This window comes from Aeromonas sp. 601027, from assembly GCF_049174455.1.
Classification (GTDB): domain Bacteria; phylum Pseudomonadota; class Gammaproteobacteria; order Enterobacterales; family Aeromonadaceae; genus Aeromonas; species Aeromonas veronii_A.
Window position 1 is genome coordinate 58,921 of sequence record NZ_JAAKTN010000005.1, and the last position, 23,617, is coordinate 82,537.

The window sequence follows — 23,617 nt, forward strand, 5'->3', positions numbered from 1 at the left end:
AAGGACGCTCAAACCATGGAACAGAACAAACCCGCCTTTCAACTCAACCTCTTGCTCTCCGTGATCACCCTGATCCTGCTGTCACTGGTGTTTTTCGCCTACAGCTGGGCGGGTAAACAACTGGAAGAGAGTTATCGACAACAATATCTCTCCTACCTGCTGGCCGACGAGCTGCGCCAATCCTCCGATGACCTGACCCGACTCGGTCGCACCTACGTCATCACCAAGGATCCAGCCTACGAGCAGCAGTACATGCGGATACTGGCCATTCGCAACGGCGAACAGCCGAGACCGGATGGCTACAACCGTATCTATTGGGATTTTGTCGCGGCCAACGGCCAGAATCCTCGCCCCGACAGCAATGTTCGCCGCGGCCTGATCGATCTGATGAAGGATGCCGGTTTCACCGATGCTGAACTCGCCAAGCTCAACGAGGCCAAGAACAACTCGGATGCACTGGTCAACACCGAGGTGGCTGCCTTCAAACTGGTGCAGCAGACGGACGGTGATCTGGCCGCCAACCAGCAGAAGGCCATCGCCATGATGCATGACAAGGCCTATCACCAGAACAAGGGTCGCATCATGTCACCCATCGACGATTTCTACGTGATGATGGAGGGGCGCAACCAGGAGGCGGTCGAGAGTGCCACCGCCAATACCGACATGCTGCGCTACCTTTTTATCGCTCTGGGCCTGGTATTGATGTTCTTCCTCTGGCGCACCTATCGCTCCCTGCTCGATCTGGTGGGCACCTCGGTCGAACAGCTCAAGACCGATCTCCATCTGCTGGCGGAAGGGGATTTCTCCCGCCCCATCAAGGTGCCCCAAGGCTCGAAAGAGAGTCTTATCGGCCTGCTTGGCACCACACAGAGCACCCTCAAGGGGATCATCGGCAAGGTATCCCACTCCACCGAGGAGTTGTCCAATTCGGCCGACAGCATCGCCCAGATAGCGGAGCAGACCGCCCAGTTCGCCACCGATCAGCAAACCAGTACCCAGACCATGGCCGCCGCCATCGAAGAGCTGGTGGTGAGCATCAGCCACCTCTCCGACAATGCCAGCCATGCAGACGAGCTCAGCAAGGTCTCAGCCGACACGCTGGAGGAGGGCTCCGGGGTCATCAAGGAGACGCTTGGCAGCATCGAGAATATCTCCACCACGGTCGGTGAAGCAGCCAGCACCATCGCAGAACTCAACAGCCATACCCAGCAGATCTCGGAGATCATCGGCGTGATCCGCGGCATCGCCGATCAGACCAACCTGCTGGCCCTCAACGCGGCTATCGAGGCGGCGCGGGCCGGTGAGCAGGGACGTGGCTTTGCGGTGGTTGCCGACGAAGTACGCAATCTGGCCAGCCGCTCGGCGGCCTCGACCCAGCAGATCACCGGGATGATCAGCAAGATCCAGAGCGGGGCGGATGCCTCTATCCGCAGCATGGAGAACACGGTCAACAACGTCTCCCGCGGGGTCACACTGGCCAACCAGACCGGGCAGGCAATCGCCAGCATCCAGAGCCACGCCTCCAATCTCACCGGTCTGATGGGAGAGATCAGCCACACCCTGCGCGAGCAGTCCACCGCCGCCAACGAGGTGGTCTCTACCGTCGGCAACATCACCTCCCTCTCGGAACAATCGGGGGATGCCGCCCGCCACGTGTCCCAAGAGGCAGCCAAGCTCAAGCAGCTGTCACGGGTGCTGCGCCAGGAGATGGGGCACTTCAAGCTTTAAAGAAGGCTGCAAAACAAAACGGCTGCCCCAAGGCAGCCGTTTTTTATGCGGGGTTATCCCCTGTCATTCAGTATCTATCAACCACGCAGGGCGGCGATACGCTGCTCAATGGGCGGGTGGCTCATGAACAGTTCGCTCATGGAGCGCTTGCCGTTGATGCCAAAGGCCATCATGGAGCCTTCCAGCTGCGGCTCGGCACCGCGGGAGAGGCGCTCAAGGGCGGCAATCATCTTGTCGCGACCTGCCAGCTTGGCGGCACCGGCATCGGCACGGAACTCGCGCTGACGGCTGAACCACATGACGATGATGGAGGCCAGAATGCCGAACAACATCTCCAGCACAAACACGGTGATCATGTAGGCAAAACCACCGGTGCTGCTGCTCTCTTCCTCGTTGTTGGAACTGAAGAAGTTGCTGATGACGCCAGCCACGATGCGGGCGAAGAACATCACGAAGGTGTTCACCACCCCCTGGATCAGGGTCAGGGTCACCATGTCGCCGTTGGCAACGTGGCTCACCTCGTGGGCCAGTACCGCTTCCGCCTCGTCACGGCTCATGCTGTAGAGCAGGCCGGAGGAGACCGCCACCAGCGAATCATCTCGGCGGGCGCCGGTCGCAAAGGCGTTCATCTCGGGAGAGTCGTAGATCCCCACTTCCGGCATCTTGATACCCGCTTCGCGGGCCTGACGGGCAACAGTGCTCACCAGCCAGTGCTCGGTCTCGTTACGGGGTTGCTCGATGACCTGGACGCCATAGCTGCGCTTGGCCATCCACTTGGACATCAGCAAGGAGATAAAGGAACCCCCAAAACCGAACACGGCACAGAACATCAACAGCCCGGAAATGCTGGACTTGTTGATCCCCAGAACCGAGAACAGGATATTGAGTACCACCCCCAGCACCAGCATGACGGCCAGGTTGGTCACCAGGAATAGCATAATTCGCTTCATATAGACTCCTTGTGAGAATTAAAGACACGGAGAGAGATCACTCGACCTCCCTATCTCCATGTTATGGATGAATTTTAGGGAGACTCGATGAATGTTCGCTGAATGTGACGTCACAAGAGCGGAGAGATATCAAGCCGCCCCTGCAAATCAGCCTCAAATGGATTGTTTATAAAGGGAATTTCCCCCAGAAACGGGGCCGGTAACATCCCCCTCAGGGTGTCCAGATTTTCCTGATAGTGGCTCATGGCACTGTGAAGGCGATTAATAACCCATCCCGCCACTGGCAACCGATCGTTGCGAATGGCAGCAAAGGTGAGCAGTGCATGGTTGAGACAGCCCAGCTTGGCCCCCACCACCAAAATCACCGGCATGTTCTCCTGCTTCACCCAATCCGACAGCAGATGCTTGCGATCCAGCGGCAGATACCAGCCCCCCGCCCCTTCCACTACTGCAAGCTCGGCCCCTGCCTGTTCAATCTTGCGCAGCCCCTCGCTCAGCCCCTGCATGGTAATGGGCTGGCGCGCCTCGCTGGCAGCGATATGGGGCGCAATCGGCGGCTCATAGGCAAAGGGATTGACCACCTCATAAGGCAGCTGAACACTCGCCGCCTCCTGCAACAGAACAGCGTCGAGGTTGCGCAATCCATCGGGTGTTCGGGCACACCCTGCCGAGATAGGCTTGTAGCCGGCACAGCGGATCCCCTGTGCGCTGAATTCGCGCAGCAGAGTGCGTGCCACCAGCGTCTTGCCCGCATCGGTATCTGTGCCGGTGATAAAGAATGATTTCATATGGTTCTCTCCTTGGCAGGGAGTGGCTCACTGCCCTGCACACACTGCAATTCCCGGCGCTCAGCAAGGCTTGCTGAGGCGACCGAGACACACCCGATAACTGGCGACCAACCTGCCATCGGGCTGGCGAAATGCTTCATATGCCTGAGCCAGCTGCTGCAATCTGGCGCGACCGCTCAGACCGGCCGGGGCGGCGCCCCCTTGATTGTCGTTGATCTGATTGGCCCCAATCCCCTTGAGATCGCGCAACAACTGCGGCAATTCAAGATAGGCGAGATCCCAGGTGATACAACGCAGCTCGGGAGCAGATACCCCGGCGCTAGCCAGCGCCTGCTCCAATTGTGGCAGGCTGAGGAAGCGATTGACATGGGCGCGACCATCAAGCCGCTGCCAGGCGGCTCGCAACTGCCAGAGCGACTCATCGAGCAGGGTCGAGAAAAAGATCTGGCCGCCCGGTTTGACCACCCGCAGCAGCTCGCCAAAAGCCTGGGCCGGACGCTCGCACCACTGCAGCGCCAGACTGGAGAAAACCCAGTCGAACGAGTTATCGGCGAAAGGAAGCTGCTCCGCATCGCCGCAGAGCAGGCGGGCGCCGCTGTCACGCAAGGCAGCCTGCGCCAGCATGCCGGGGGCGAGATCCAGCCCCACCAGCTGGTGACAACGGTTCGCCAGTTGGGGCAAGAAAAAGCCGGTGCCGCAGCCCAGATCCAGCCCGCTCACCGTCAGATCAGTGCCAACCGGCCTGCTCGGCATCCATTCCAACAGCGCCTGACCCACCTCCTGCTGAAAGCGGGCGTGGGCATCGTAATGACGAGCGGCGGCGCCGAAACGGCGAGCAAGCTGCGCCTTGTCGACCGTTTGAAAACGCTCAGTCATAGTGAGCCTCCCCAAGCGTTGTAACTGCAGGGCAGACCCCCAAGGCATCGAGCAAGCGATCCACATCCTGCTCGCGGTGAGCCGCGCTCAGGGTAATGCGCAGCCGGGCCGTACCGACTGGCACAGTAGGCGGGCGGATGGCGCTCACCCAGACGCCGCGCTCCCGCAGCCGTTCAGCCAGTTGCAGGGCAACACTGCTCTCCCCCACCAGCAGCGGCTGGATCGGGGTATCGCTCGCGCCAAGCTGCCAACCCTGATCCTTTGCCCCTTGCCGGAAGCGAGCGTTCAGCTGGCCAAGATGGGCGCGGGCATCCTCGGCGGCGCGCACCAGCTCGATACTCTTGCTGACTGCGCAAGCCTGCGCCGCCGGCATATGGGTGCTGTAGACATAGTGGCGGGCGAAGTTGACCAGATACTCTACCAGCTCACGACTGCCGCCGACAAAGGCACCGGCGACGCCAAGCGCCTTGCCAAAGGTGCCCATCTGGATGTGTACGCTGGCCGGGTTAACTCCCTGCGCCGCCAGGGTGCCGCGCCCCTCTGGCCCCAGCACGCCGAGACCATGGGCATCGTCGATCATCAGCCAGTTGCCGCTCCGGGCTGCCAATACCGCGAGTTCCCCCCAGGGGGCCTGATCCCCGTCCATGCTGAACACCCCTTCCGAAACAATCAGTCCGCGATTTGGCTCAAGCTGCCGTTCAAGGGCAGCCATATCGTTGTGACCAAAGCGCTTCATCTTGCAGGGGAGCTGGCTGCCCATCTCCTGCAGGGAGGCGTGGTTGAGTTTGTCCTGCCACAGCAGGTGTTCCTTGCCGAGCAGGGCTTTGAGCACCGCCTGATTGGCCGAAAAACCGCAGTTGAAGAGCAGCACCGCCTCCACCCCGAGCCACTCGGCCAGGGTCTTCTCAAGCTCTTGGTGGGCACGGCTGTAACCGGTCACCAGCGGCGAGGCGCCGGCGCCCGCGCCATAGCGCTCAATCCCCGCTTTGAAGGCAGTTTTGATGGCGGGATGATCCGCCAGACCCAGATAGTCGTTGGCGGAAAAGTTGAGGTAGTCGCGCCCCGCGACCCTGAGCCGCCCGCCACTCGCCCCATCGGTCGCGATGCGGTTGCGCAGCAGGCCCGCCTGCTCGCGCTTGGCCAGCGCTGCGCCCAATGCAAAAGGGCCTGTTACTGCTGGGCCAGTCATGACCGCGCAGTCTCTGCACGGGGGCGGGTAGCGTCATAAAACATCTCGGCAGGTTCGCTCTGGCGGCTCACCTCGGCCAGCAACTCCTCTTCTTGTACCTGATCCGGCTTCTGGGCCCGCTGGGCGGGACGAATGCCGAGCCGCTTGAACAGCTGCATATCGCTGTTTTCGTCCGGGTTGGGGGTGGTCAGCAGCTTGCAGCCATAGAAGATGGAGTTGGCCCCAGCCATAAAGCACATCGCCTGCATCTGCTCGTTCATCTTCTCCCGCCCGGCGGAGAGGCGTACATGGGAGGCCGGCATCATGATCCGCGCCACGGCGATGGTGCGGATAAATTCGAACGGATCGAGGTTCTCCTGATCCTCCAGCGGCGTCCCCTTCACCTTGACCAGCATGTTGATGGGCACACTCTCCGGGTGGCGCGGCAGGTTGGCCAGCGCCATCAAGAGGCCCGCCCGATCTTTCGCCTGCTCACCCATGCCGACGATGCCACCGGAGCAGACCTTCATGCCAGCACTGCGTACATGTTCCAGGGTATCGAGCCGGTCCTGATAGGTACGGGTCGAGATGATCTCGCCGTAAAACTCCGGCGAGGTGTCGAGGTTGTGGTTGTAGTAATCGAGCCCCGCAGCCCCCAGACGCGCCGCCTGATCGGCGGTGAGCATCCCCAGCGTCATGCAGGTCTCCATCCCCAGCCCGCGCACCTCCTCGATCATCCGGATGATGTAGGGCATGTCCTTCTCTTTGGGGTTGCGCCAGGCGGCCCCCATGCAGAAACGGGACGAGCCGTTGGCCTTGGCTTCGCGGGCCCGCTCCAGCACCTTCTCCACCTCCATCAGCCGTTCGGCCTCAAGGCCGGTGTGATAACGGGCACTCTGGGGGCAGTATTTGCAATCCTCCGGGCAGGCGCCGGTCTTGATGGAGAGCAGGGTGCTCACCTGCACTTCGTTCGGGTCAAAGTGGGCGCGGTGGACACTCTGGGCCTGAAACAGCAGATCGTTGAATGGCAGGGCAAACAGGGCCTGAACCTCGGACAGGGTCCAGTCATGACGAAGGGCGTGACCGCCCGTGGTGAGAGCATTCATACATGGCTTCCGGTTGTTATTGGTGGGATCCTGCGCCCGCCATCCTTGCAAAAGGTTTTTGCAAGAGCGTGAGCGTAAAACCCGCCGCCGGGCCCGCGCGCTCAAGGTGATGCGCAGTGCCAAGTGGCTGAAATTGTTGGCTAGTGTAGAGAGCACGCGTAGACTGTCAACACCGACCAGATCAAACAAATTGACAACAGAACAACAAATGACCAATCAAGAATTCGACCTGCACCACATCTGGCACCCCTATACCTCCCTCACTCACCCCCTGCCCTGCTATGAAGTGGTCAGCGCCAAAGGGGTGAAGATCACCCTCAGCGACGGCCGTGAACTGGTGGATGGCATGAGCTCATGGTGGGCTTGCGTGCACGGCTATCAGGTGCCGGAGTTGGACGCCGCCGCCACCGCCCAGCTCGGCAAGATGTCCCACGTGATGTTTGGCGGCCTCACCCACGCTCCGGCGGTCGAGCTCTGCCGCAAGCTGGTGGAGATCACTCCAAAGGGGCTTGATCGGGTCTTTCTGGCCGATTCCGGCTCGGTGGCAGTGGAAGTGGCGCTCAAGATGGCGCAGCAATACTGGCACGCCAAGGGGACGCCCAGAGCCAAATTTGTCGCCCTGCGCAGCGGCTATCACGGCGACACCTTTGGCGCCATGAGCGTCTGCGATCCCGATGGCGGCATGCATGAGCTCTACAAGGGCTTCCTGCCAGAGCACTACTTTGTCGAAGCCCCCAGCTGCCGCTTCCACGCCGAGTGGGACGAGCAGTGCGTGGTGGAGCTGGCGACACTCATGGCGGATCATCACGAGGAGATCGCCGCCATCGTGCTTGAGCCCATAGTGCAGGGCGCTGGCGGCATGCGCTTCTATCACCCCCGCTACCTGCAGTGGGTGCGCGCCCTGTGCGACGAATTCGGTGTGCTGCTGATTGCCGACGAGATCGCCACCGGCTTTGGCCGCACCGGCCAGCTGTTTGCCTGCGACTGGGCGGGGATCAGCCCCGACATCATGTGTCTGGGCAAGGCGCTTACCGGCGGCTACCTCACCCTCTCGGCGACCCTGACAACCGAGCATGTCGCCCATACCATCTGTAACGGCAAGGCCGGCGTCTTTATGCACGGCCCCACCTTTATGGGCAACCCGCTTGCCTGCGCGGTGGCCAACGCCTCCATCGATCTGCTGCTGACCTCACCTTGGCAGGAGCGGGTGCGCACCATCGAGCATCAGCTGCGAACAGAACTGGTAGAGCTGACCCTGCACCCGGCGGTCGCGGATGTGCGAGTGCTCGGCGCCATCGGGGTGGTGGAGATGAAAGAGCGGGTGGATGTGGCGCGCATCCAGCGCAAATTTGTCGAACTGGGCGCCTGGATCCGCCCCTTTGGCAAGCTGGTCTACTTGATGCCCCCCTTCGTCATCACCCCTGAAGAGCTGCGGGTATTGACCGGCGCCATCCGTCAGGCCATCGCCGAAGGCGAGTTTTAATGCATGCAGCGGGCGGCCATCGCTGCCGCCCGTTTGACTACCGGCATTTGATATATAATGAGGACAACTTTATCCACTTCAGTGCGCTTTCACTTGCCGTAATGTGAGCAAAACACCAGACCTGAGGCCCCAAGAGGGGTAAACTGCTGCGGTTTTACCATCAAGAAAGACTGCTCATGCGCCTCTCCATTGCTGCCAAAATCAACTTTTTCCTGCTCTTCATCTTCTCCATGGTACTGGTCTTCTCCGCAGCCTATCAGGCAGTGCGCGAGCGCGATCTCATCCTGACCCTCATCAAGGAGCAGAGCCGCGAGCAGACCGAAGCCTATTTCGACGGTCTCAACATGCTGATGCTGACCGGCAAGATGGATGCCCGCGATACTCTGCGCGGCAAGTTTCTCGACCACGCCCATGTGGAGGATGCACGCATCGTTCGTGGCGACGCGGTGAGCAAACAGTTCGGGCCGGGACGGGAGACCGAACAGGTAAAGGATGAGTTTGATGAGCTGGCACTGGCGGGCAAAGGGAGTCTGGAGGTGGTGCACAACGGCATGCACAGCCGTCTGGTAGTGACCCGACCGCTGCTGGCCAAGAAGGATTTTCGCGGCACCGACTGCACCAGCTGTCATCTGGTGCCGGAGAACACCGTGCTTGGTGCGGTGCGCTTTGACTACTCCCTCGATTCGCTGTTTACCCGGGTCGAGCAGAATATTCTCACCTCGGCGCTCATTCTCACCGGCATCTTCGGGATGGGACTGCTGCTGACCCTCTGGGTCATCCGCACCTGGATCGTGCGCCCTCTCAACCAGTTGACCCGCTCCATGGAAGAGGCCACCGACTTGCACGACTTCGGCCACCGGCTGGAGGGGGATGACGGCGACGAGATTGGCCGGGTGGCGGTGGCCTACAACCAGATGCTCGACAGTGTGGAGCGCCAGCTCGGCAAGCGACCGCTCGGCGGCAAGCCGGGAGCTCGCCCTGGCGAATAGCGGACCACACCGCCCGGCATCGGCTAACCGGTGTAATAGAACAGCAGACAAGCAATAAGGATCAGCAGCAGGATCGCCAGATTGACGTGATAGGCATCATCCCTGCGCCGACTGCGCCGCCGCTCCAGCAGCAGTACAGCCAGGGTCAGCAAGCTGCAACCCCACAGGCCATGCACCAACCAGGGAGTGAGTGCGGGATCCCAGTAATCGCGTACCTTGATGCCGCCGTAAACCAGAAAACCATATGCAATCTCCGGCCTAGCATAGTGATAGAGCGCAAGCAGCACGATAAAACCGCACCAGCAGATCAGCACCATTGCTCGCAACAGTCGTGTCAGCCAATCCGGCCCTTGTCGCCGCTCTTTCACTCGCATCTCCTGTCCCGAGGGAACCCTGCTTGGGTGAACCATGCTGAAAACCCCACCAGAGTCCGACATTTTTGCTTGTTTATCAAACCCGCGCGGGTAAGATTGACGGCTTAGTCTGCCATGGTGGGCCATCTGTGCCCGGGCCAGACTCCCTAGTGTTGCAAATAGCGCTGCAAGAACAAGCTGGAGACAATATTTCGATGACGCACGCATCCGTAGTTGATGTGCTGACCGGTAAATATGCGGTTGGCACCACCCTGACTGTACGAGGGTGGATCCGGACTCGCCGTGATTCCAAGGCGGGGATCTCATTTTTGGCCATTTCCGATGGCTCCTGTTTCCATCCGGTACAGGCCGTCGTCCCCAATACCCTGGCCAATTACGAGAATGAAGTGCTGCGTCTGACCACCGCCTGCTCCGTGGAAGTGACTGGCATCATCGCCGAATCCCAGGGCAGCGGCCAGGCTTTCGAACTGCAGGCCACCGATGTGAAGGTTGTCGGCTGGGTCGAAGATCCGGACACCTACCCGATGGCCGCCAAGCGCCACAGCATCGAGTACCTGCGTGAACAGGCTCACCTGCGCCCGCGCACCAACATCGTTGGCGCCGTGACCCGGGTTCGTCACTGCCTGGCTCAGGCCATCCACCGCTTCTTCCACGAAGAGGGTTTTGTCTGGGTAGCGACCCCGCTCATCACCGCCTCTGACACCGAAGGTGCCGGCGAGATGTTCCGCGTCTCTACCCTGGATATGGAAAACCTGCCGCGCACCGACGCTGGCAAGGTGGACTACAACGAAGATTTCTTCGGCAAAGAGGCCTTCCTGACCGTATCCGGCCAGCTGAACGCCGAAACCTATGCCTGTGCCCTCTCCAAGGTCTACACCTTCGGTCCGACCTTCCGCGCCGAAAACTCCAACACCAGTCGTCACCTGGCAGAGTTCTGGATGGTGGAGCCGGAAGTGGCCTTCAACAATCTGGAAGATAACGCCGCGCTGGCTGAAGCCATGCTGAAGTACGTCTTCAACGCCGTCCTGACCGAGCGTCGCGACGATCTGGAGTTCTTTGCCCAGCACGTGGACAAGGATGCTATCGGCCGTCTGGAGCGTTTCGTCGCCTCCGACTTCGCCCAGATTGATTACACAGATGCCATCGAAGTGCTGAAAAACTGCGGCAAGAAGTTCGAGTTCCCGGTCTCCTGGGGCATCGATCTCTCCTCCGAGCACGAACGCTATCTGGCCGAGGAGCACTTCAAGTCTCCGGTGGTGGTGAAGAACTATCCGAAAGATATCAAGGCGTTCTATATGCGCCTCAACGACGACGGCAAGACCGTTGCCGCGATGGACGTACTGGCACCGGGCATCGGCGAGATCATCGGTGGCTCCCAGCGTGAAGAGCGTCTGGAGGTACTGGATGCCCGCCTGGCCGAGATGGGCCTGAAGCAGGAAGATTACTGGTGGTATCGCGATCTGCGCCGCTACGGCACAGTCCCGCACTCCGGCTTCGGTCTGGGCTTCGAGCGTCTGGTGGTTTACGTGACCGGTATGGGCAACGTCCGCGACGTGATCCCGTTCCCGCGAACTCCGCGTACCGCCGAGTTCTGATCAGCGGCATATTGCCACTACATTGCAAAAGCCGTCCTCAGGGTCGGCTTTTTTATTACCCCCGTTATGGGTAATACTCAGAACCAATCGACACAAGGAATGGGTCGTTCATGGGATATCGTCGGCTTCTGACACTCTTGCTGCTCTGGCTCCCCCTGCAATTGCGGGCAGAACCCGTGCACCTGACCACCCTGGAGTGGCCCCCCTATACCAGCCAGCATCTCCCTGATGGTGGCCTTACCGGCCATATCGTCAAGCGTGCATTTGCCGAAGCGGGGCTGGAGGTTCAGTTTGACTTCTACCCCTGGCATCGAGCCATGTTGCTGGCATCCGATCCCGCCCAGCACTACAGCGGCTACTTCCCCAAATACTTCGCCGATGATCTGGATAAACGGTGGCATATTTCCACCAGCGTGGGCAGTAGTGTGCTGGGCATGGCGCAGCAAGCCGGCCCCCCTATCCACTGGCAGCGACTCGAAGATCTCGCTTCCTACCGGATTGGGGTCGTCGCAGGTTATATCAATACCCGTGAATTTGATGCCCTGATGGCCAGCAAGCGCCTCAACACCTTTGCCGTGGACGACGATCACCTCAACCTGCGAAAATTGCAGCGCGACCGGCTCGATCTGGCCGTGATCGACCGGGATGTTTTCTACTGGCTCACCTATCACGATGACAAACTCCACCCCGAACAGCTGCAGTTCAACCCGAAGATCCTCGGGTACAAGAGCCTGCACATCATGTTCCGTCCCGATCAACAGCAACTGCAACAGCGAGTGAACAATGCGCTAGCCAGACTCGATATCAAGCAGCTGAGCGAACAGTATCAGCGTCGCTATCTGCTATCAGCACCCGCCCCCCGATGAGCAGAGTCGCAGAACACCCCATTTGTCAAAAAAGATATCTTTAACCCGTGTTTTTACAGCCTCTTCTCCCCTGACCCGGGCCTTTTTCCACAACTTCCTTACCAACGCATTCCCCATCACAACGCCTCTGGTTGCACTCTGATGGGCTGGCCCCGAGTGATACCACTTGGTGACAAAAATGATGTTTTTGTTAGTACGTGGTTTTTAAGTGGTTTAATCAAAAATTCATCGAGTTATTGAAGTAACTCAATTTTTTCACTTTTTCAGGGGAGCAGAATAGCAACTAACCCTTTCGGGCTAAATAAAACAGACAATGACAATTCATGGTTCAGGCTACCCGCGGCAATATGGGTTGAATCACACGAGGTAACGGAATGATCTTGATGGAATTTTTAGTGGTACTCGGCTGCTTGCTGCTGGGTACCCGCTTTGGGGGCATGGGACTTGGTCTCATCAGTGGTATCGGTCTCTTCCTGCTGACCTTCGTCTTCGGTCTGGTTCCGGGCGAACCGCCTGTTCAGGTAATGCTGACCATTCTGGCGGTGATCGGCTGTGCCGCCACCCTGCAGACTGCCGGTGGCCTTAACCTGATGATGCAAGTGGCCGAGCGTCTGCTGCGCCGTCACCCGCAATACATCACTATCCTGGCGCCGCTCACCACCTGGACCCTCACCTTCCTGTGCGGTACCGGCCACGTGGTCTACACCATGTTCCCCATCATCGCTGACATCGCGCTGCAAAAGAACATCCGTCCCGAGCGCCCGATGGCTGTCGCCTCCGTTGCCTCCCAGATGGCCATCTGCGCCTCCCCGGTCTCCGTTGCTGTGGTCTCCATGGTCTCCATTCTGGCGGCTGGTCACGGTATCGGTCAGGCTTACGGCCTGCTCGACATCCTGATGATCGCCATCCCCTCCTCCCTGACCGGTGTCATCGTGGCAGCCCTGTGGAGCCTGCGTCGCGGCAAGGATCTGGACAAGGACGAAGAGTTCCAGGCCAAGATCAAAGACCCAGAGCAGCGCGCCTTCATCTACGGCGGTGGTGAAACCCTGCTCAACACCAAGTTCCCGAAAGAGGCCTACTGGTCTACCTGGATCTTCTTCGCCGCCATCGCCGCCGTGGTATTGCTCGGTGCCAACGAAGGTCTGCGTCCGGTGTTCACCATCAAGGACAAAACTGGCCCGCTCTCCATGAACCTGGTGATCCAGATGATGATGCTGATCGCCGGTGCCATCATACTGATGCGCTGCAAGGTCAAGCCGGGCGAGATCGCCAACGGTGCCGTCTTCAAGGCGGGTATGGTCGCCATCTTCTCCGTATTCGGGGTGGCATGGATGAGTGAGACCTTCTTCCAGGCTCACATGCCGCTGCTCAAAGAAACCCTGGCCCACGTGGTACAGGCCCAGCCCTGGACCTACGCCCTGGTGCTGTTCCTCATCTCCAAGCTGGTGAACAGCCAAGCCGCAGCCCTCACCGCTATCGCCCCCATGGGTCTGGCGCTGGGTGTCGAGCCCAAGCTGCTGATTGCCTTCCTGCCAGCGAGCTACGGCTACTTCGTGCTGCCGACCTACCCGAGCGATCTGGCCTGTATCGGTTTCGACCGCTCCGGCACCACCCGCATCGGCAAGTTCATCATCAACCACAGCTTCATCATTCCAGGGCTGATCGGGGTGGTGACCTCCTGCTCGCTGGGCTTTATCCTCACCAGCATCCTGCTCTAATCGCAGCGGTGTTTACCACGCTATTGCAATACAGGCCCCCGCTTCGGGGGCCTGCTTTTTTCCAGCTCCGTTACCTCAACCACTTCCCCGCCGCCATTTCCGGACACTATGCCTTTACCTCTGCCCCCGCCGCTGGGTAGCATGCCCCCTCGTTCACCACCGGAATCTCATCCATGTCTCGCGTCATCCTGCTCTGGAGCGGTGGCAAAGATGCCATGCTGGCTCTCTGTCATGCCCGTCAAGCGGGCCATCAGGTGGTGGCACTGGCCACCTTTGCGCCGCCAGAGTCCCGATTTCTCGCTCACCCCTTGCCGCTGGTGCGCCGTCAGGCGGAAGCCCTCGGGCTGCCCCATCTGCTGGTCACCATCGAAGCGCCGTTCGAGCAGAGCTATGAGACGGCGCTGAGCCACTTGCAGCAGGAGTGGAACCTCGACGGGGTAGTGACCGGCGATATCGACAGCGTGGGGGGCGCACCAAACTGGATCCGCGAACGCTGCCGCCCGCTCGGGCTCACCGTCCATACCCCGCTCTGGCAGCAATCTCGCCAAGCCTTGCTGGCGGATATGCTGGCCCGCGGCATCGTCGCCCACCTCTCCTGCATCGATACCCGGGTGCTGGCCCCCGAGTGGACTGGACGCCCCCTCGATGCCGCCACCCTCTGCGAGCTACAACAACTGGCCGAGCGCGAGGGCTTCGATGCCTGCGGCGAGCAGGGGGAGTACCACACCATGGTGACTGACGGCCCGGGCTTTGCCGCCCCGCTGCGCCTCGATGGCTGGCAGGTAGCACGGCAGGATCATCTGGCCTATCTGGCTGAGCCACAGGGGTAACGGCCTCAAGCCATCTGGCGCGCTCGTTCAGGGACGCGCGAAAAATCGAGATAAAAAAAGGGAGGCAACAGCCTCCCGTTTGGAGTGGAGCGGACCAATTTTGAGCGGGCCATGATGACCCGAACAAGGGATAAACCGGCTTATTTCGCCAGCTTGCCCAGCACCCGCTGCAGCAGGCGGATGCGCGGCTCGATGCTGTCCAGCAGCAGGAATTCCGCCTCCGAGTGAAAACCGCCCCCCATGGGGCCGAAACCATCGAGGGACGGCACCCCCGCGGCGGCGGTAAAGTTGGCATCCGAACCGCCACCGGCCTCCAGCCAGTTGAAGGAGATCCCCTCCTCTTTCGCAGCCGCCTCCACCAGCGCCATCACAGCTTCTGTATCGCCGCTCGGGCGCATCGCCGGCTTGAAGGTCTGGCGATCCACCTCGACCCGACAGCCCGCAAGGAAGGGGTTGTTGGCCATAAAGGTGAGCCGCTCGTGCACCGCAGCGGCCTCTTCGTTACTCCAGAAACGCAGATCGACGATTGCCTCGGCAAAGTCGGGCACCACGTTAACGCCGGTGCCGCCCTGTACCACGCCGACGTTCATGGTGGTGCCCGTGGTCATGTTGACCTGCTCGTTAATGGCCAGCACCCAATGAGCGAGTTCTGTGATGGCAGAGACCCCTTCGGTCAGAGCCGAACCGGCATGGGACGCCTTGCCGTGAAAGGTGATGCGGTACTTGGCATTGCCCTTGCGGGCGCTGATGAGATCCCCGTTGGGGCGCGCCGCTTCGGCCACCAGCACGCAGCCGCTCTGTTTGGCCTTCTCCACCAGCCAATCTTTCGACCAGGGGGAGCCAATCTCTTCGTCGCAGTTGCAGCAGACCAGCACCTTGAGCTTGGCCAGCTGCACCGGATCCATCTCTTTAAGTGCATACCAGATAGAGAGCAGGCCACTCTTCATGTCCGAGACACCGGGGCCAAAGGCTTGATTGCCTTCGATTTTCAACGGGCGCTTGGCCGCTGTTCCCTCGGGGAAGACGGTGTCCATGTGGCCCACCAGCATCACGTCGTAGTGAGCGGCACCCGGTGCATTGGTTGCCTCGAGGCAGGGGCCGCACTCGGCAGCAAACTGGTGGCGGGTCACCTGCCAGCCGATGGCCTCATATTTCTCGGTCATGATGTCGGCCACTTTGGCCACCCCGGCCGGGGTGCGAGTACCGCAATCGAGGTTGATGAGCGGGGCCAGATCTGCCAGGTAGGCATCCAGAGAAAAAGCGTTGCGAGAGTCTGTCATTGTCATCTCCTGGGACGGGAGGGCAGGCCTCCCGTCCGACAGCCGAGTGAAAGGGGCGGACAGCTCGTGCCGTCCGCCACCCGCTTACATAAACAGCAGATAGTTGAGGGTCAGCGCCGTCACCAGCGCCCCCGCCATCGGCACGCTGGTGCGTTTGACCACGGTAAAGGGCGACACCTTGGCAATCCCCGCACAAGCGATCAGCACCGCCGCGATGGGAGAGATGGTGCGGCCGATACTGGAAGCGAGCTGCATCGGCAGCAACATGGTCACCGCAGGCACGCCAAACTTGGCCGCCACCGCCGGTGCCAGGGTCGAGAAGCTCAGGAACGCCGCGTTGCCGGAGCCCATGATGACCGCCGCCACCATGATGAGGCCCACCATCACCAGGGTCATCAGGCCGCTGCCGATACCGGCATTGCTGGCAGAGTGCAGCAGGGTATCGATGGCGCCGATGGCCTTGAGAGATTCGGCAAACAGCTCGGCACAGACGATGAGCGCCACCACAGGGCCAAACACCTTGCCCATGCCATCGAGGAAGCTCGACAGCCCCGCGAATGCGGTTCGCACCGAGCGGCTACGCAGCAGCTCGCACAGCATGCCGATAAAGACCGACAGCAGCATGGCCACCTCCACGCTCATCTTGATGTCGCTCACCAGCAGCTTGGAGAAGGTCATCATCAGCACGAAGGGGATTATCGGCAGCAGGGCATACCAGGTGGGCGCCTGCACGCTCTCGGTGCCCTGCTCGTCCAGCTCGGCGTGATCGCCGCGATGGAGCGCAGGATCCCAGCCATCCTTGCGATCGCAGTGACGCTGCCAGAAGAAATGCAGCACCATGGTCACCAGCAGCATGGGGGCCACCAGCCAGATCTGGTAGTCGACGAAATAGCTGGTCGGATCCATGCCGGATTGACCGGCGGAGAAGATGGCGTTGGTCTGGGTCGGGCCAATTTCAAACGCCTGGGAGGTGGCGATGACACCACAGGCGGAGGCCGGGCTGATGCCGAGGTTGCGCATCACCGGATACATGGTGACCATCAACAACAGGCCAAGGCCGGTGGCGGAGGTGACGAACAGGGAGACAAAGACCGCCACCAGATAACAGATGGCGAGCATCAGGTAGCTGGACTGGATGCCCGCCACCGGCTTGACCGCCACCCGCACCAGCGCCTGAGAGGCCCCGATATGGGACATGTAAGTGGCAAAACCCGCCACCGCCATGATGGTGAGGCCGAGGCCCGCCGCGCGGTAGGAGAAGATCCCCTTGAACACTTCGAACAGGTCGAACAGGGCGAAGCCGGTGCTCTTGTCAGCGGGGAGAATGGGGTGCAGCCCCAACCAGTAGGCCACTGCAAAAATGGCCATGCCCGCCAGCGCCAGCACCGCCTGCGGGTTGTAATCCTTGATGATGCCGTAGACCACGGCGACCAGAACGAGCAAGACGAATAAAAGTTCCAATATTCACTCCTGATAAATTTATCGAGGAGCGAAATCTAGTGATCTGACTACTGTTTGCCTTTGATCCCCATCAATAAAGGTGACGACATTGGGCTTTGACAGCACAATATGTTAGCCAAGTGCCAAATTTTCGTTTTTTCACCCACAGAAAAACCTTTACCATTCTCGGAAAGAGAATTGTCTGACGCGACTCCCCTCTTTTTTGCGTTGGATCAACATACGACAGCGCCGAAGTGGCGAAGATGCGCTTCGACATATAGCGACCATTTCGCGCCGGAGAGAGTTATGACAAGCCAAGCCACCGCAGGTGTCTCGACCTGCGACTACAAGCTGTGGGACATCCTCGTCGAGTCTGCAAAGGAACGCACTACCATTCGTTATTCCAAACTGGCCAAGCAGGCCGGGCTGGAGCAGTGCCAGGATGAACTGCGCACCCTGCTGCAACGCATCCGCATGTACTGCACCGAAAACAACCTGCCGATCCTCTCCGCCATCGTGGTGGACGACGTGGGCAAATACACTGGCCTCTCTTCCAGCCTGCCTGATGCACCCTGGGAACGGGCCCGGGTCTTTGACCATGAGTGGACCACCCTGCACTGATTGAGGTACTTGATGATGCCGACCAAAACGCGCCCACTGGCGCGTTTTGGCTATCTGGCGTTTGCCCCCTTCTCTTTTTCTCCTGCAATAGTCGATCTTCTCCCGCAATACCCAACCCCATCGGGCACGCCAGCCCCACTGCTTCTGACTTTGTGCTCAAAATCGCCGTTCAGGTGTGACCAGTTCCGGTAAAACCCGCGAGCCGGACCATCGGCGTTGCCATGGGATTGCCACAATGCCAGAATCGGGCCCTTGCACTCTGTTGATTCGGATTTTCGGGCGCGGCCACGGCCAGCGCCCACAAGAGAAGGACTCCCCATGGCCATCACCCTCTATGGCATCAAGAACTGCGACACCATCAAGAAAGCCCGCAAGTGGCTGGATGAGGCCGGTATCGACTACCGCTTTCACGACCACCGCGCCGACGGCCTGAACCCGGACGATCTGGACAGCTGGCTGGCAAAACTCGGCTGGGAAGCCCTGCTCAACAGCCGCGGCACCACCTTCCGCGCCCTGCCGGATGAGGCCAAACAGGGGCTCGACACCGCCAAGGCGCGCGCCCTGCTGCTGGAACATCCGGCCATGATCAAGCGCCCGCTGCTCGACCGTGACGGCGAACTGACCCTGGGTTTCAAGGCTGATCACTACCAATCCCTCTTTTCCCGTTAAGGACAACTAAGGACAACTGATGTCGGATGTCATCGCACTGGCCAAGGATCTGATCCGCCGCCCCTCCGTTACCCCCCTCGATGAAGGGTGCCAGACCCTGATGGCGGAGCGCCTCGCCAAGCTCGGGTTTGTCATCGAGCCCATGGTGTTTGAGGACACCACCAACCTCTGGGCCCGTCGTGGCAGCGAGGGGCCACTGTTCTGCTTCGCCGGTCACACCGACGTGGTGCCCGCCGGGCCGCTGGACAAATGGCACACCCCGCCGTTCGAGCCGACCATCAAGGATGGCGTGCTCTACGGACGCGGCGCCGCCGACATGAAGGGCTCGCTGGCTGCCATGGTGGTGGCGGTAGAGCGCTTCGTGGCCGAGCATCCGGATCACACCGGGTCCATCGCCTTTCTCATCACCTCCGATGAGGAGGGGCCCTTTATCAATGGCACCACCCGGGTGATCGACACCCTGGAGGCCCGCAACGAGAAGATCCGCTGGTGCATCGTCGGCGAGCCCTCCTCTACCGCCGTGGTAGGGGATGTAGTGAAGAACGGCCGCCGCGGCTCCATCACCGGCGATCTGCTGGTACGCGGGGTGCAGGGCCATGTGGCTTATCCCCATCTGGCTGACAACCCGATCCACAAGGCGGCGCCAGCGCTGGCCGAACTTGCCGCCACCGTGTGGGATGAGGGCAACGCCTACTTCCCCCCCACCAGCTTCCAGATTGCCAACATCTCGGCCGGCACCGGCGCTTCCAACGTCATTCCGGGCGAATTGCAGGTGCAGTTTAACTTCCGCTTCAGCACCGAACTGACCGACCTGGATATCCGCGAGCGGGTCGAGGCGCTGCTGGATAAACATGGCCTCGATTATCAGCTGAGCTGGACCCTCTCCGGCCAACCTTTCCTCACCGATACCGGCGCGCTGCTTGATGCGGCCGTGGCGGCCATCGAGGCGGTGAACGGTCAGCGACCGGCCCTGCTCACCACTGGTGGCACCTCCGACGGGCGCTTTATCGCCCCCACCGGCGCCGAGGTGATTGAGCTCGGGCCGGTCAACGCCACCATTCACAAGGTGAACGAGTGCGTGAAGGCGGACGATCTGGATCTGCTGGCCGACATGTACCAAGGGGTGCTCGAGAGATTGCTGGCATGACGCAGGAACAACTGCTGGGGCTCGACGAGAGCCACCTTATTCTGGTGGGGCGCGGCCCCCATCGGCTGACCGCCGCCACCGCGGCGGCCTTCAACGACATGCAGGTGGCGGCCGCCTACGAGGGGTTCAACCTGCAGGCGGCCTCCAGCTGGCGCAGCTTCGAGCGCCAACTCGCCATCTGGAATGGCAAGTGGCGCGGCGAACGGCCACTGCTCGATGCCCACAGCCAGCCCATCGACGCCCTGCAACTGAGCGACGAGGAGCGCCTCCACGCTATCCTGCGCTGGAGCGCCCTGCCCGGCACCAGCCGTCACCACTGGGGGACCGATCTCGATATCTACGACCCGGACTGCCTGCCCGCCAATACCAAACTGGCACTGGAGCCGTGGGAGTATGAAGCCGGGGGCTGGTTTGCAGGCTTGAGCGAGTGGCTCAGCGACCATATGAGCGACTTCGGCTTCTTCCTCCCTTATGCCAAGCCGGTCGGGGCAGAGAGCGGGGTCGCCTACGAGCCCTGGCATATTAGCTTCTCGCTGGAGTCCGACGAGCAGCGACTTGATCCCGCGGCACTGGCGCTTTGCCTGCAACAGGCGGATATTGAAGGCAAGTCGACCATATTGGCCAACCTTGATGAAATTTTGGCCTGTTATGTCACCACCTGTCCTGACGAAAGGAAAATCCCATGAATCTCTGGCTGTGGATAGGGTTGCCGCTGCTGTTCCTGCTCGGGCTGTTTCTCAATGCCATCAAAGACATGAAACGGCTGGAGAAGCAGTTGCCCAACTACAAGGACAAGATCCGCGAAGTAAAGGATGACGAGGACGACTGAATCCCGCCCCCATCCCGTGGGGAGCGCCCTTGTGCTCCCCTCTCCCTCTGCTGTGCCGTTTCGCTTTTCCCCGCCCTCTCCTCCCTGCGCATCCTGAAATCGACGCTCCTTTGACTCCGCTTTCGTTAACCCCGTCACAGTCAGAATATGGCGCGGCCATGCTGAAAAAAGGGATGAAAAATGTAAGAAAGTGAAAATTGATGCACAAATAAGCCACACAAGGGGTGCCTAACTGCATATAATGTGCCTACTTTGCACATTACCAGGAAGGAGTTCGCCCTTGGATGCCGCTACCATCAACAGTTTCTTTTTTGTCGCTGCCCTGTTGGTGGGAGCCAGCGTACTGTTGAGCGCCCTCTCTTCCCGCCTCGGTATTCCCATTCTGGTTATCTTCCTCGCCGTCGGCATGCTGGCCGGTGAGGATGGCCCTGGTGGCATCCACTTCGCCGACTACTCCATCGCCTATCTGGTGGGCAACCTGGCGCTTGCCATCATTCTGCTCGACGGTGGCATGCGCACCCGGGTCTCCTCGTTTCGGGTTGCACTCTGGCCTGCCTTGTCGCTGGCGACAGTCGGGGTGGCTATCACCACCGGCCTGACGGGGCTTGCCGCAGCCTGGCTGTTTGACCTCAACCTGATGCAGGGGATGCTGATCGGCGCCATCGTCGGCTCCACCGATGCGGCAGCGGTTTTCTCCCTGCTTGGCGGGCGCAGCCTCAACGAGCGGGTGAGCGCGACGCTGGAGATAGAGTCGGGCAGCAACGATCCTATGGCAGTGTTTCTTACCGTCACCCTGATCGAGGTGCTCGCCACCGCCCAGCAAGGGCTGGATGGGGGCTTCCTGCTGCTGCAACTGGTCAAGCAGTTTGGTCTTGGCGCCGGGATCGGCCTTGGCGGCGGCTGGCTGCTGTGGCGCCTCATCAACACAGCCCGCTTGGCGCCGGGGCTCTATCCGCTGCTCACCGTCAGCGGCGGTCTGCTGATCTTCGCCCTCACCACGGCGGTCGGTGGCAGCGGCATTCTCGCCATCTATCTCACCGGTCTGTTGCTCGGTAACCTCGCCCTGCGCAGCCGCAGCACCACATTGTCGGTGCTGGACGGTCTGACCTGGCTCAGCCAAATCGGCATGTTTCTGGTGCTGGGGCTGCTTGCCTCCCCCCACAAGCTGCTGCCCATCGCCCTGCCCGCGCTGGCGCTGGCGATGTGGATGATCCTGTTTGCCCGCCCGGTGTCGGTCTGGATCGGGCTGCTACCGTTCAAGAACTTCGCCCCCCGCGAGCGCTGGTTTATCTCCTGGGTTGGCCTGCGCGGCGCCGTGCCCATCATTCTGGCGGTGTTCCCCATGATGGCGGGGCTGCCCAACGCCCAGCTCTACTTCAACGTCGCCTTCTTTGTAGTACTGGTCTCGCTGATTTTGCAGGGCAGCTCGCTACCGCTGGCCTCAAAACTGGCGCGGGTGGAGGTACCGGCACCGCCGTCGCCCATCAACCGCTCCGGGCTCGAAATCGATCTCGACAGCCAGTGGGAGACCTTCGTCTACCAGCTGGGGGAAGAGAAGTGGTGCATCGGCTCGCCACTGCGGGATCTGCAGATGCCCACCGGCACCCGGATCTGCGCCCTGTTTCGTGGCCGCGAGCTGCTCCACCCCTCGGGTAGTACCTGTCTGCAGGCCGATGACATCCTCTGCGTCATCGGTCACGAACGTGACCTCCCCGCCCTCGGTCAGCTCTTTAGTCAGGCACCGGAGCAAGATCTCGGCCCCCGCTTCTTCGGTGACTTCCTGCTGGAAGCGGCGGCACGGCTGGTGGATCTCGCCCCTCTTTACGGGCTGGATGTGAGCGAGGTGGCGGATCAGACACTGGGCGATTTTATTGCCAGTCAGTTGGGCGATAATCTGGTGGTCGGTGACAACATCGAATGGCAGGGCCTGATCTGGACCGTGGCCGAAATGGACGAGAGCGTGCCGAGCAAGATCGGGGTGCGCTTTCAGGAAGAGGACCCGGTCTGACTGACCGTCCCGTATCAAGTCCCCAGCAAGAAGGGAGAGAGTTATGCCATATCAAAGTTTGCTGTCCGGCCCCCTGCCCCCCGCTGCCAATCTGGGGGTCATTGAAGGCTTTTTTGGCAAGGGATGGAGCTGGCAGGCCCGCGCCCGCTACGCCCAGTGGCTGCCACGCCACGGTTACGGTTTCTATATCTATGCACCGAAAGAGGATGGCTATCTGCGCAAGCACTGGGCCCTCCCCTGGCCCGAGCAGCAGCTGGCGGATCTCGCCGAACTGGCGCGCCAGTGCCGCGCCAACGGCCTCGCCTTCGGGGTGGGCTTGAGCCCCATGGGGGCTCATCACGACTACGATCGCAAACGCTCGGCGCTGCTTGAGAAAGTGCGCCTCATCGACGAGATGCTGCAGCCTGACATTCTGGCAGTGCTGTTTGACGACATGAAGGGGGATACCCCGGATCTGGCGCACCATCAGCTCATCATCGCCCACGACATCGCGGCTCACAGCAAGGCGACCCGCCTCATCTTCTGCCCCAGCTACTACTCGACCGATCCGGTGCTGGAGAAGGTGTTTGGCGCCATGCCTCCCCACTATCTGGAGGAGCTTGGCGAGCGGCTCGATCGCCGTTTCGAGATCTTCTGGACCGGCCCCAAGGTCTGCTCCAGCGAATATCCGGCCAGCCACCTCAAGCAGGTGACCGAACTGCTCGGCCGCAAGCCCTTCCTGTGGGACAACTACCCGGTCAACGATGGCAGCAAGGCGAGCAGCTACCTGCACCTGCGCGCCTTCGAGAATCGCCCTGCCGAGCTGGCAGAGCTGGTCTCTGGCCACGCGGTCAACCCGATGAAACAGGCGGCGCTGTCGACCCTACCCCTCGCCACCCTGCCGATGAGCTACCGCCTCGGCAAGCAGTACGACCCCGACAAGGCGCAGCATGCCGCCCTCAACGCCACCTGCGGCCCACAGATCTCGGCGATGATCGAGGCCGACCTGCCGCTGTTTCAGGACATAGGGATGGCCCAGCTGACCCCTGAGCAGGTGGCCCATCTCAAGGCCCGCTACCTGCCGTTTCGTGACCAATCCTGCGTCGACGAAATCGTGCGCTGGCTGGATGGGGAGTATGTGTTCGACCCCGACTGCCTGACCGATTGATCTGC

The 23,617-nt window shown here is 60.9% G+C and carries 22 protein-coding genes; 14 read left to right on the forward strand and 8 right to left on the reverse strand.

What is annotated here, in order from left to right; all coding sequences use genetic code 11:
• Nucleotides 1-15 precede the first annotated feature (15 nt).
• The gene (locus G5193_RS08270; RefSeq protein WP_266134426.1) at nt 16-1,728 is read left to right on the forward strand and encodes a methyl-accepting chemotaxis protein; all 1,713 of its coding nucleotides are present in this window, start codon (nt 16-18) and stop codon (nt 1,726-1,728) included.
• Between the two features lie 77 nt (nt 1,729-1,805).
• On the opposite strand, the gene htpX is transcribed toward G5193_RS08270, so the two are convergent.
• The 5 genes from htpX to bioB form a co-directional block, all read right to left on the reverse strand.
• The gene (htpX, locus tag G5193_RS08275) at nt 1,806-2,678 is read right to left on the reverse strand and encodes a protease HtpX (RefSeq protein ID WP_069527876.1); all 873 of its coding nucleotides are present in this window, start codon (nt 2,676-2,678) and stop codon (nt 1,806-1,808) included.
• Between the two features lie 110 nt (nt 2,679-2,788).
• Nucleotides 2,789-3,466, reverse strand: coding sequence for a dethiobiotin synthase (gene bioD / locus G5193_RS08280; protein WP_227340888.1), 678 nt, complete (start codon nt 3,464-3,466; stop codon nt 2,789-2,791).
• A 60-nt stretch (nt 3,467-3,526) separates the two neighbouring features.
• A complete protein-coding gene (bioC, locus tag G5193_RS08285; protein WP_421205784.1) occupies nt 3,527-4,342 on the reverse strand; it encodes a malonyl-ACP O-methyltransferase BioC in 816 nt (271 codons plus the stop codon).
• Nucleotides 4,335-5,531 carry an 8-amino-7-oxononanoate synthase gene (gene bioF / locus G5193_RS08290; protein WP_421205785.1) on the reverse strand — a complete coding sequence of 399 codons (1,197 nt, stop codon included), beginning with the start codon at nt 5,529-5,531 and terminating at the stop codon, nt 4,335-4,337. Before bioF ends, bioC begins: the two co-directional genes overlap by 8 nt.
• Nucleotides 5,528-6,616 (reverse strand): biotin synthase BioB, encoded by a 1,089-nt coding sequence (gene bioB, locus G5193_RS08295; protein ID WP_421205786.1) that lies wholly within the window; start codon nt 6,614-6,616, stop codon nt 5,528-5,530. Before bioB ends, bioF begins: the two co-directional genes overlap by 4 nt.
• 208 nt (nt 6,617-6,824) lie before the next feature.
• Between bioB and bioA the strand changes: the two genes are divergently transcribed.
• Together bioA and G5193_RS08305 are read left to right on the forward strand one after the other, a co-directional pair.
• Nucleotides 6,825-8,099: an adenosylmethionine--8-amino-7-oxononanoate transaminase gene (gene bioA / locus G5193_RS08300; protein ID WP_421205787.1), complete on the forward strand. Its 1,275-nt coding sequence runs from the start codon at nt 6,825-6,827 to the stop codon at nt 8,097-8,099.
• Nucleotides 8,100-8,275: 176 nt separating this feature from the next.
• On the forward strand, nt 8,276-9,088 hold the full coding sequence (locus G5193_RS08305) for a HAMP domain-containing protein (protein WP_216979127.1): 813 nt from the start codon (nt 8,276-8,278) through the stop codon (nt 9,086-9,088).
• A gap of 23 nt (nt 9,089-9,111) precedes the next feature.
• On the opposite strand, the gene G5193_RS08310 is transcribed toward G5193_RS08305, so the two are convergent.
• Nucleotides 9,112-9,462: a hypothetical protein gene (locus G5193_RS08310; protein ID WP_216979128.1), complete on the reverse strand. Its 351-nt coding sequence runs from the start codon at nt 9,460-9,462 to the stop codon at nt 9,112-9,114.
• Between the two features lie 194 nt (nt 9,463-9,656).
• Here G5193_RS08310 and asnS point away from each other — a divergent pair, with 194 nt between their 5' ends.
• The 4 genes from asnS to G5193_RS08330 all read left to right on the forward strand — a co-directional run bounded on the left by asnS (nt 9,657) and on the right by G5193_RS08330 (nt 14,471).
• Complete coding sequence (asnS, locus tag G5193_RS08315) at nt 9,657-11,057, forward strand: asparagine--tRNA ligase (RefSeq protein WP_005344365.1); 1,401 nt, start codon at nt 9,657-9,659, stop codon at nt 11,055-11,057.
• A 110-nt stretch (nt 11,058-11,167) separates the two neighbouring features.
• Nucleotides 11,168-11,923, forward strand: coding sequence for a substrate-binding periplasmic protein (locus G5193_RS08320; protein WP_216979130.1), 756 nt, complete (start codon nt 11,168-11,170; stop codon nt 11,921-11,923).
• A 374-nt stretch (nt 11,924-12,297) separates the two neighbouring features.
• Nucleotides 12,298-13,641 carry an anaerobic C4-dicarboxylate transporter gene (locus tag G5193_RS08325; protein ID WP_005337916.1) on the forward strand — a complete coding sequence of 448 codons (1,344 nt, stop codon included), beginning with the start codon at nt 12,298-12,300 and terminating at the stop codon, nt 13,639-13,641.
• A 173-nt stretch (nt 13,642-13,814) separates the two neighbouring features.
• Nucleotides 13,815-14,471: a hypothetical protein gene (locus G5193_RS08330; protein ID WP_421205788.1), complete on the forward strand. Its 657-nt coding sequence runs from the start codon at nt 13,815-13,817 to the stop codon at nt 14,469-14,471.
• A gap of 140 nt (nt 14,472-14,611) precedes the next feature.
• Here the strand turns inward: G5193_RS08330 and G5193_RS08335 are convergent, their stop codons facing one another.
• Both G5193_RS08335 and dcuC read right to left on the reverse strand, forming a co-directional pair.
• Nucleotides 14,612-15,751, reverse strand: coding sequence for a M20 family metallopeptidase (locus tag G5193_RS08335; protein ID WP_216954207.1), 1,140 nt, complete (start codon nt 15,749-15,751; stop codon nt 14,612-14,614).
• Nucleotides 15,752-15,835: 84 nt separating this feature from the next.
• Nucleotides 15,836-17,212 (reverse strand): C4-dicarboxylate transporter DcuC, encoded by a 1,377-nt coding sequence (gene dcuC / locus G5193_RS08340; protein ID WP_216954209.1) that lies wholly within the window; start codon nt 17,210-17,212, stop codon nt 15,836-15,838.
• A 285-nt stretch (nt 17,213-17,497) separates the two neighbouring features.
• Here dcuC and G5193_RS08345 point away from each other — a divergent pair, with 285 nt between their 5' ends.
• The 7 genes from G5193_RS08345 to G5193_RS08375 all read left to right on the forward strand — a co-directional run bounded on the left by G5193_RS08345 (nt 17,498) and on the right by G5193_RS08375 (nt 23,612).
• On the forward strand, nt 17,498-17,812 hold the full coding sequence (locus tag G5193_RS08345; protein WP_266134434.1) for a hypothetical protein: 315 nt from the start codon (nt 17,498-17,500) through the stop codon (nt 17,810-17,812).
• A gap of 318 nt (nt 17,813-18,130) precedes the next feature.
• Nucleotides 18,131-18,481 (forward strand): ArsC family reductase, encoded by a 351-nt coding sequence (locus G5193_RS08350; RefSeq protein WP_005337930.1) that lies wholly within the window; start codon nt 18,131-18,133, stop codon nt 18,479-18,481.
• Between the two features lie 19 nt (nt 18,482-18,500).
• Complete coding sequence (gene dapE, locus G5193_RS08355; protein WP_216954214.1) at nt 18,501-19,628, forward strand: succinyl-diaminopimelate desuccinylase; 1,128 nt, start codon at nt 18,501-18,503, stop codon at nt 19,626-19,628.
• Entirely contained in the window at nt 19,625-20,314 is a 690-nt protein-coding gene (locus tag G5193_RS08360) for a M15 family metallopeptidase (protein ID WP_216954216.1), read from the forward strand. The genes dapE and G5193_RS08360 overlap by 4 nt, the downstream gene beginning before the upstream one ends.
• Nucleotides 20,311-20,457 carry a hypothetical protein gene (locus tag G5193_RS08365; protein ID WP_005337933.1) on the forward strand — a complete coding sequence of 49 codons (147 nt, stop codon included), beginning with the start codon at nt 20,311-20,313 and terminating at the stop codon, nt 20,455-20,457. Before G5193_RS08360 ends, G5193_RS08365 begins: the two co-directional genes overlap by 4 nt.
• 280 nt (nt 20,458-20,737) lie before the next feature.
• Complete coding sequence (locus G5193_RS08370) at nt 20,738-22,465, forward strand: potassium/proton antiporter (RefSeq protein WP_005359340.1); 1,728 nt, start codon at nt 20,738-20,740, stop codon at nt 22,463-22,465.
• 43 nt (nt 22,466-22,508) lie between these two features.
• Nucleotides 22,509-23,612 (forward strand): beta-N-acetylglucosaminidase domain-containing protein, encoded by a 1,104-nt coding sequence (locus G5193_RS08375; RefSeq protein ID WP_216954218.1) that lies wholly within the window; start codon nt 22,509-22,511, stop codon nt 23,610-23,612.
• The last annotated feature ends 5 nt before the right edge of the window (nt 23,613-23,617 follow it).

Coding starts and splice junctions, on each gene's coding strand:
- G5193_RS08320 (WP_216979130.1), top strand. CDS start 11,168: ATGGGATATCGTCGGCTTCTGACACTCTTGCTGCTCTGGCTCCCCCTG.
- asnS (WP_005344365.1), top strand. CDS start 9,657: ATGACGCACGCATCCGTAGTTGATGTGCTGACCGGTAAATATGCGGTT.
- G5193_RS08325 (WP_005337916.1), top strand. CDS start 12,298: ATGATCTTGATGGAATTTTTAGTGGTACTCGGCTGCTTGCTGCTGGGT.
- G5193_RS08330 (WP_421205788.1), top strand. CDS start 13,815: ATGTCTCGCGTCATCCTGCTCTGGAGCGGTGGCAAAGATGCCATGCTG.
- bioD (WP_227340888.1), bottom strand. CDS start 3,466: ATGAAATCATTCTTTATCACCGGCACAGATACCGATGCGGGCAAGACG.
- G5193_RS08345 (WP_266134434.1), top strand. CDS start 17,498: ATGACAAGCCAAGCCACCGCAGGTGTCTCGACCTGCGACTACAAGCTG.
- bioF (WP_421205785.1), bottom strand. CDS start 5,531: ATGACTGGCCCAGCAGTAACAGGCCCTTTTGCATTGGGCGCAGCGCTG.
- G5193_RS08270 (WP_266134426.1), top strand. CDS start 16: ATGGAACAGAACAAACCCGCCTTTCAACTCAACCTCTTGCTCTCCGTG.
- G5193_RS08350 (WP_005337930.1), top strand. CDS start 18,131: ATGGCCATCACCCTCTATGGCATCAAGAACTGCGACACCATCAAGAAA.
- bioC (WP_421205784.1), bottom strand. CDS start 4,342: ATGACTGAGCGTTTTCAAACGGTCGACAAGGCGCAGCTTGCTCGCCGT.
- dapE (WP_216954214.1), top strand. CDS start 18,501: ATGTCGGATGTCATCGCACTGGCCAAGGATCTGATCCGCCGCCCCTCC.
- G5193_RS08305 (WP_216979127.1), top strand. CDS start 8,276: ATGCGCCTCTCCATTGCTGCCAAAATCAACTTTTTCCTGCTCTTCATC.
- bioB (WP_421205786.1), bottom strand. CDS start 6,616: ATGAATGCTCTCACCACGGGCGGTCACGCCCTTCGTCATGACTGGACC.
- G5193_RS08360 (WP_216954216.1), top strand. CDS start 19,625: ATGACGCAGGAACAACTGCTGGGGCTCGACGAGAGCCACCTTATTCTG.
- bioA (WP_421205787.1), top strand. CDS start 6,825: ATGACCAATCAAGAATTCGACCTGCACCACATCTGGCACCCCTATACC.
- G5193_RS08310 (WP_216979128.1), bottom strand. CDS start 9,462: ATGCGAGTGAAAGAGCGGCGACAAGGGCCGGATTGGCTGACACGACTG.
- htpX (WP_069527876.1), bottom strand. CDS start 2,678: ATGAAGCGAATTATGCTATTCCTGGTGACCAACCTGGCCGTCATGCTG.
- G5193_RS08335 (WP_216954207.1), bottom strand. CDS start 15,751: ATGACAGACTCTCGCAACGCTTTTTCTCTGGATGCCTACCTGGCAGAT.
- G5193_RS08375 (WP_216954218.1), top strand. CDS start 22,509: ATGCCATATCAAAGTTTGCTGTCCGGCCCCCTGCCCCCCGCTGCCAAT.
- G5193_RS08365 (WP_005337933.1), top strand. CDS start 20,311: ATGAATCTCTGGCTGTGGATAGGGTTGCCGCTGCTGTTCCTGCTCGGG.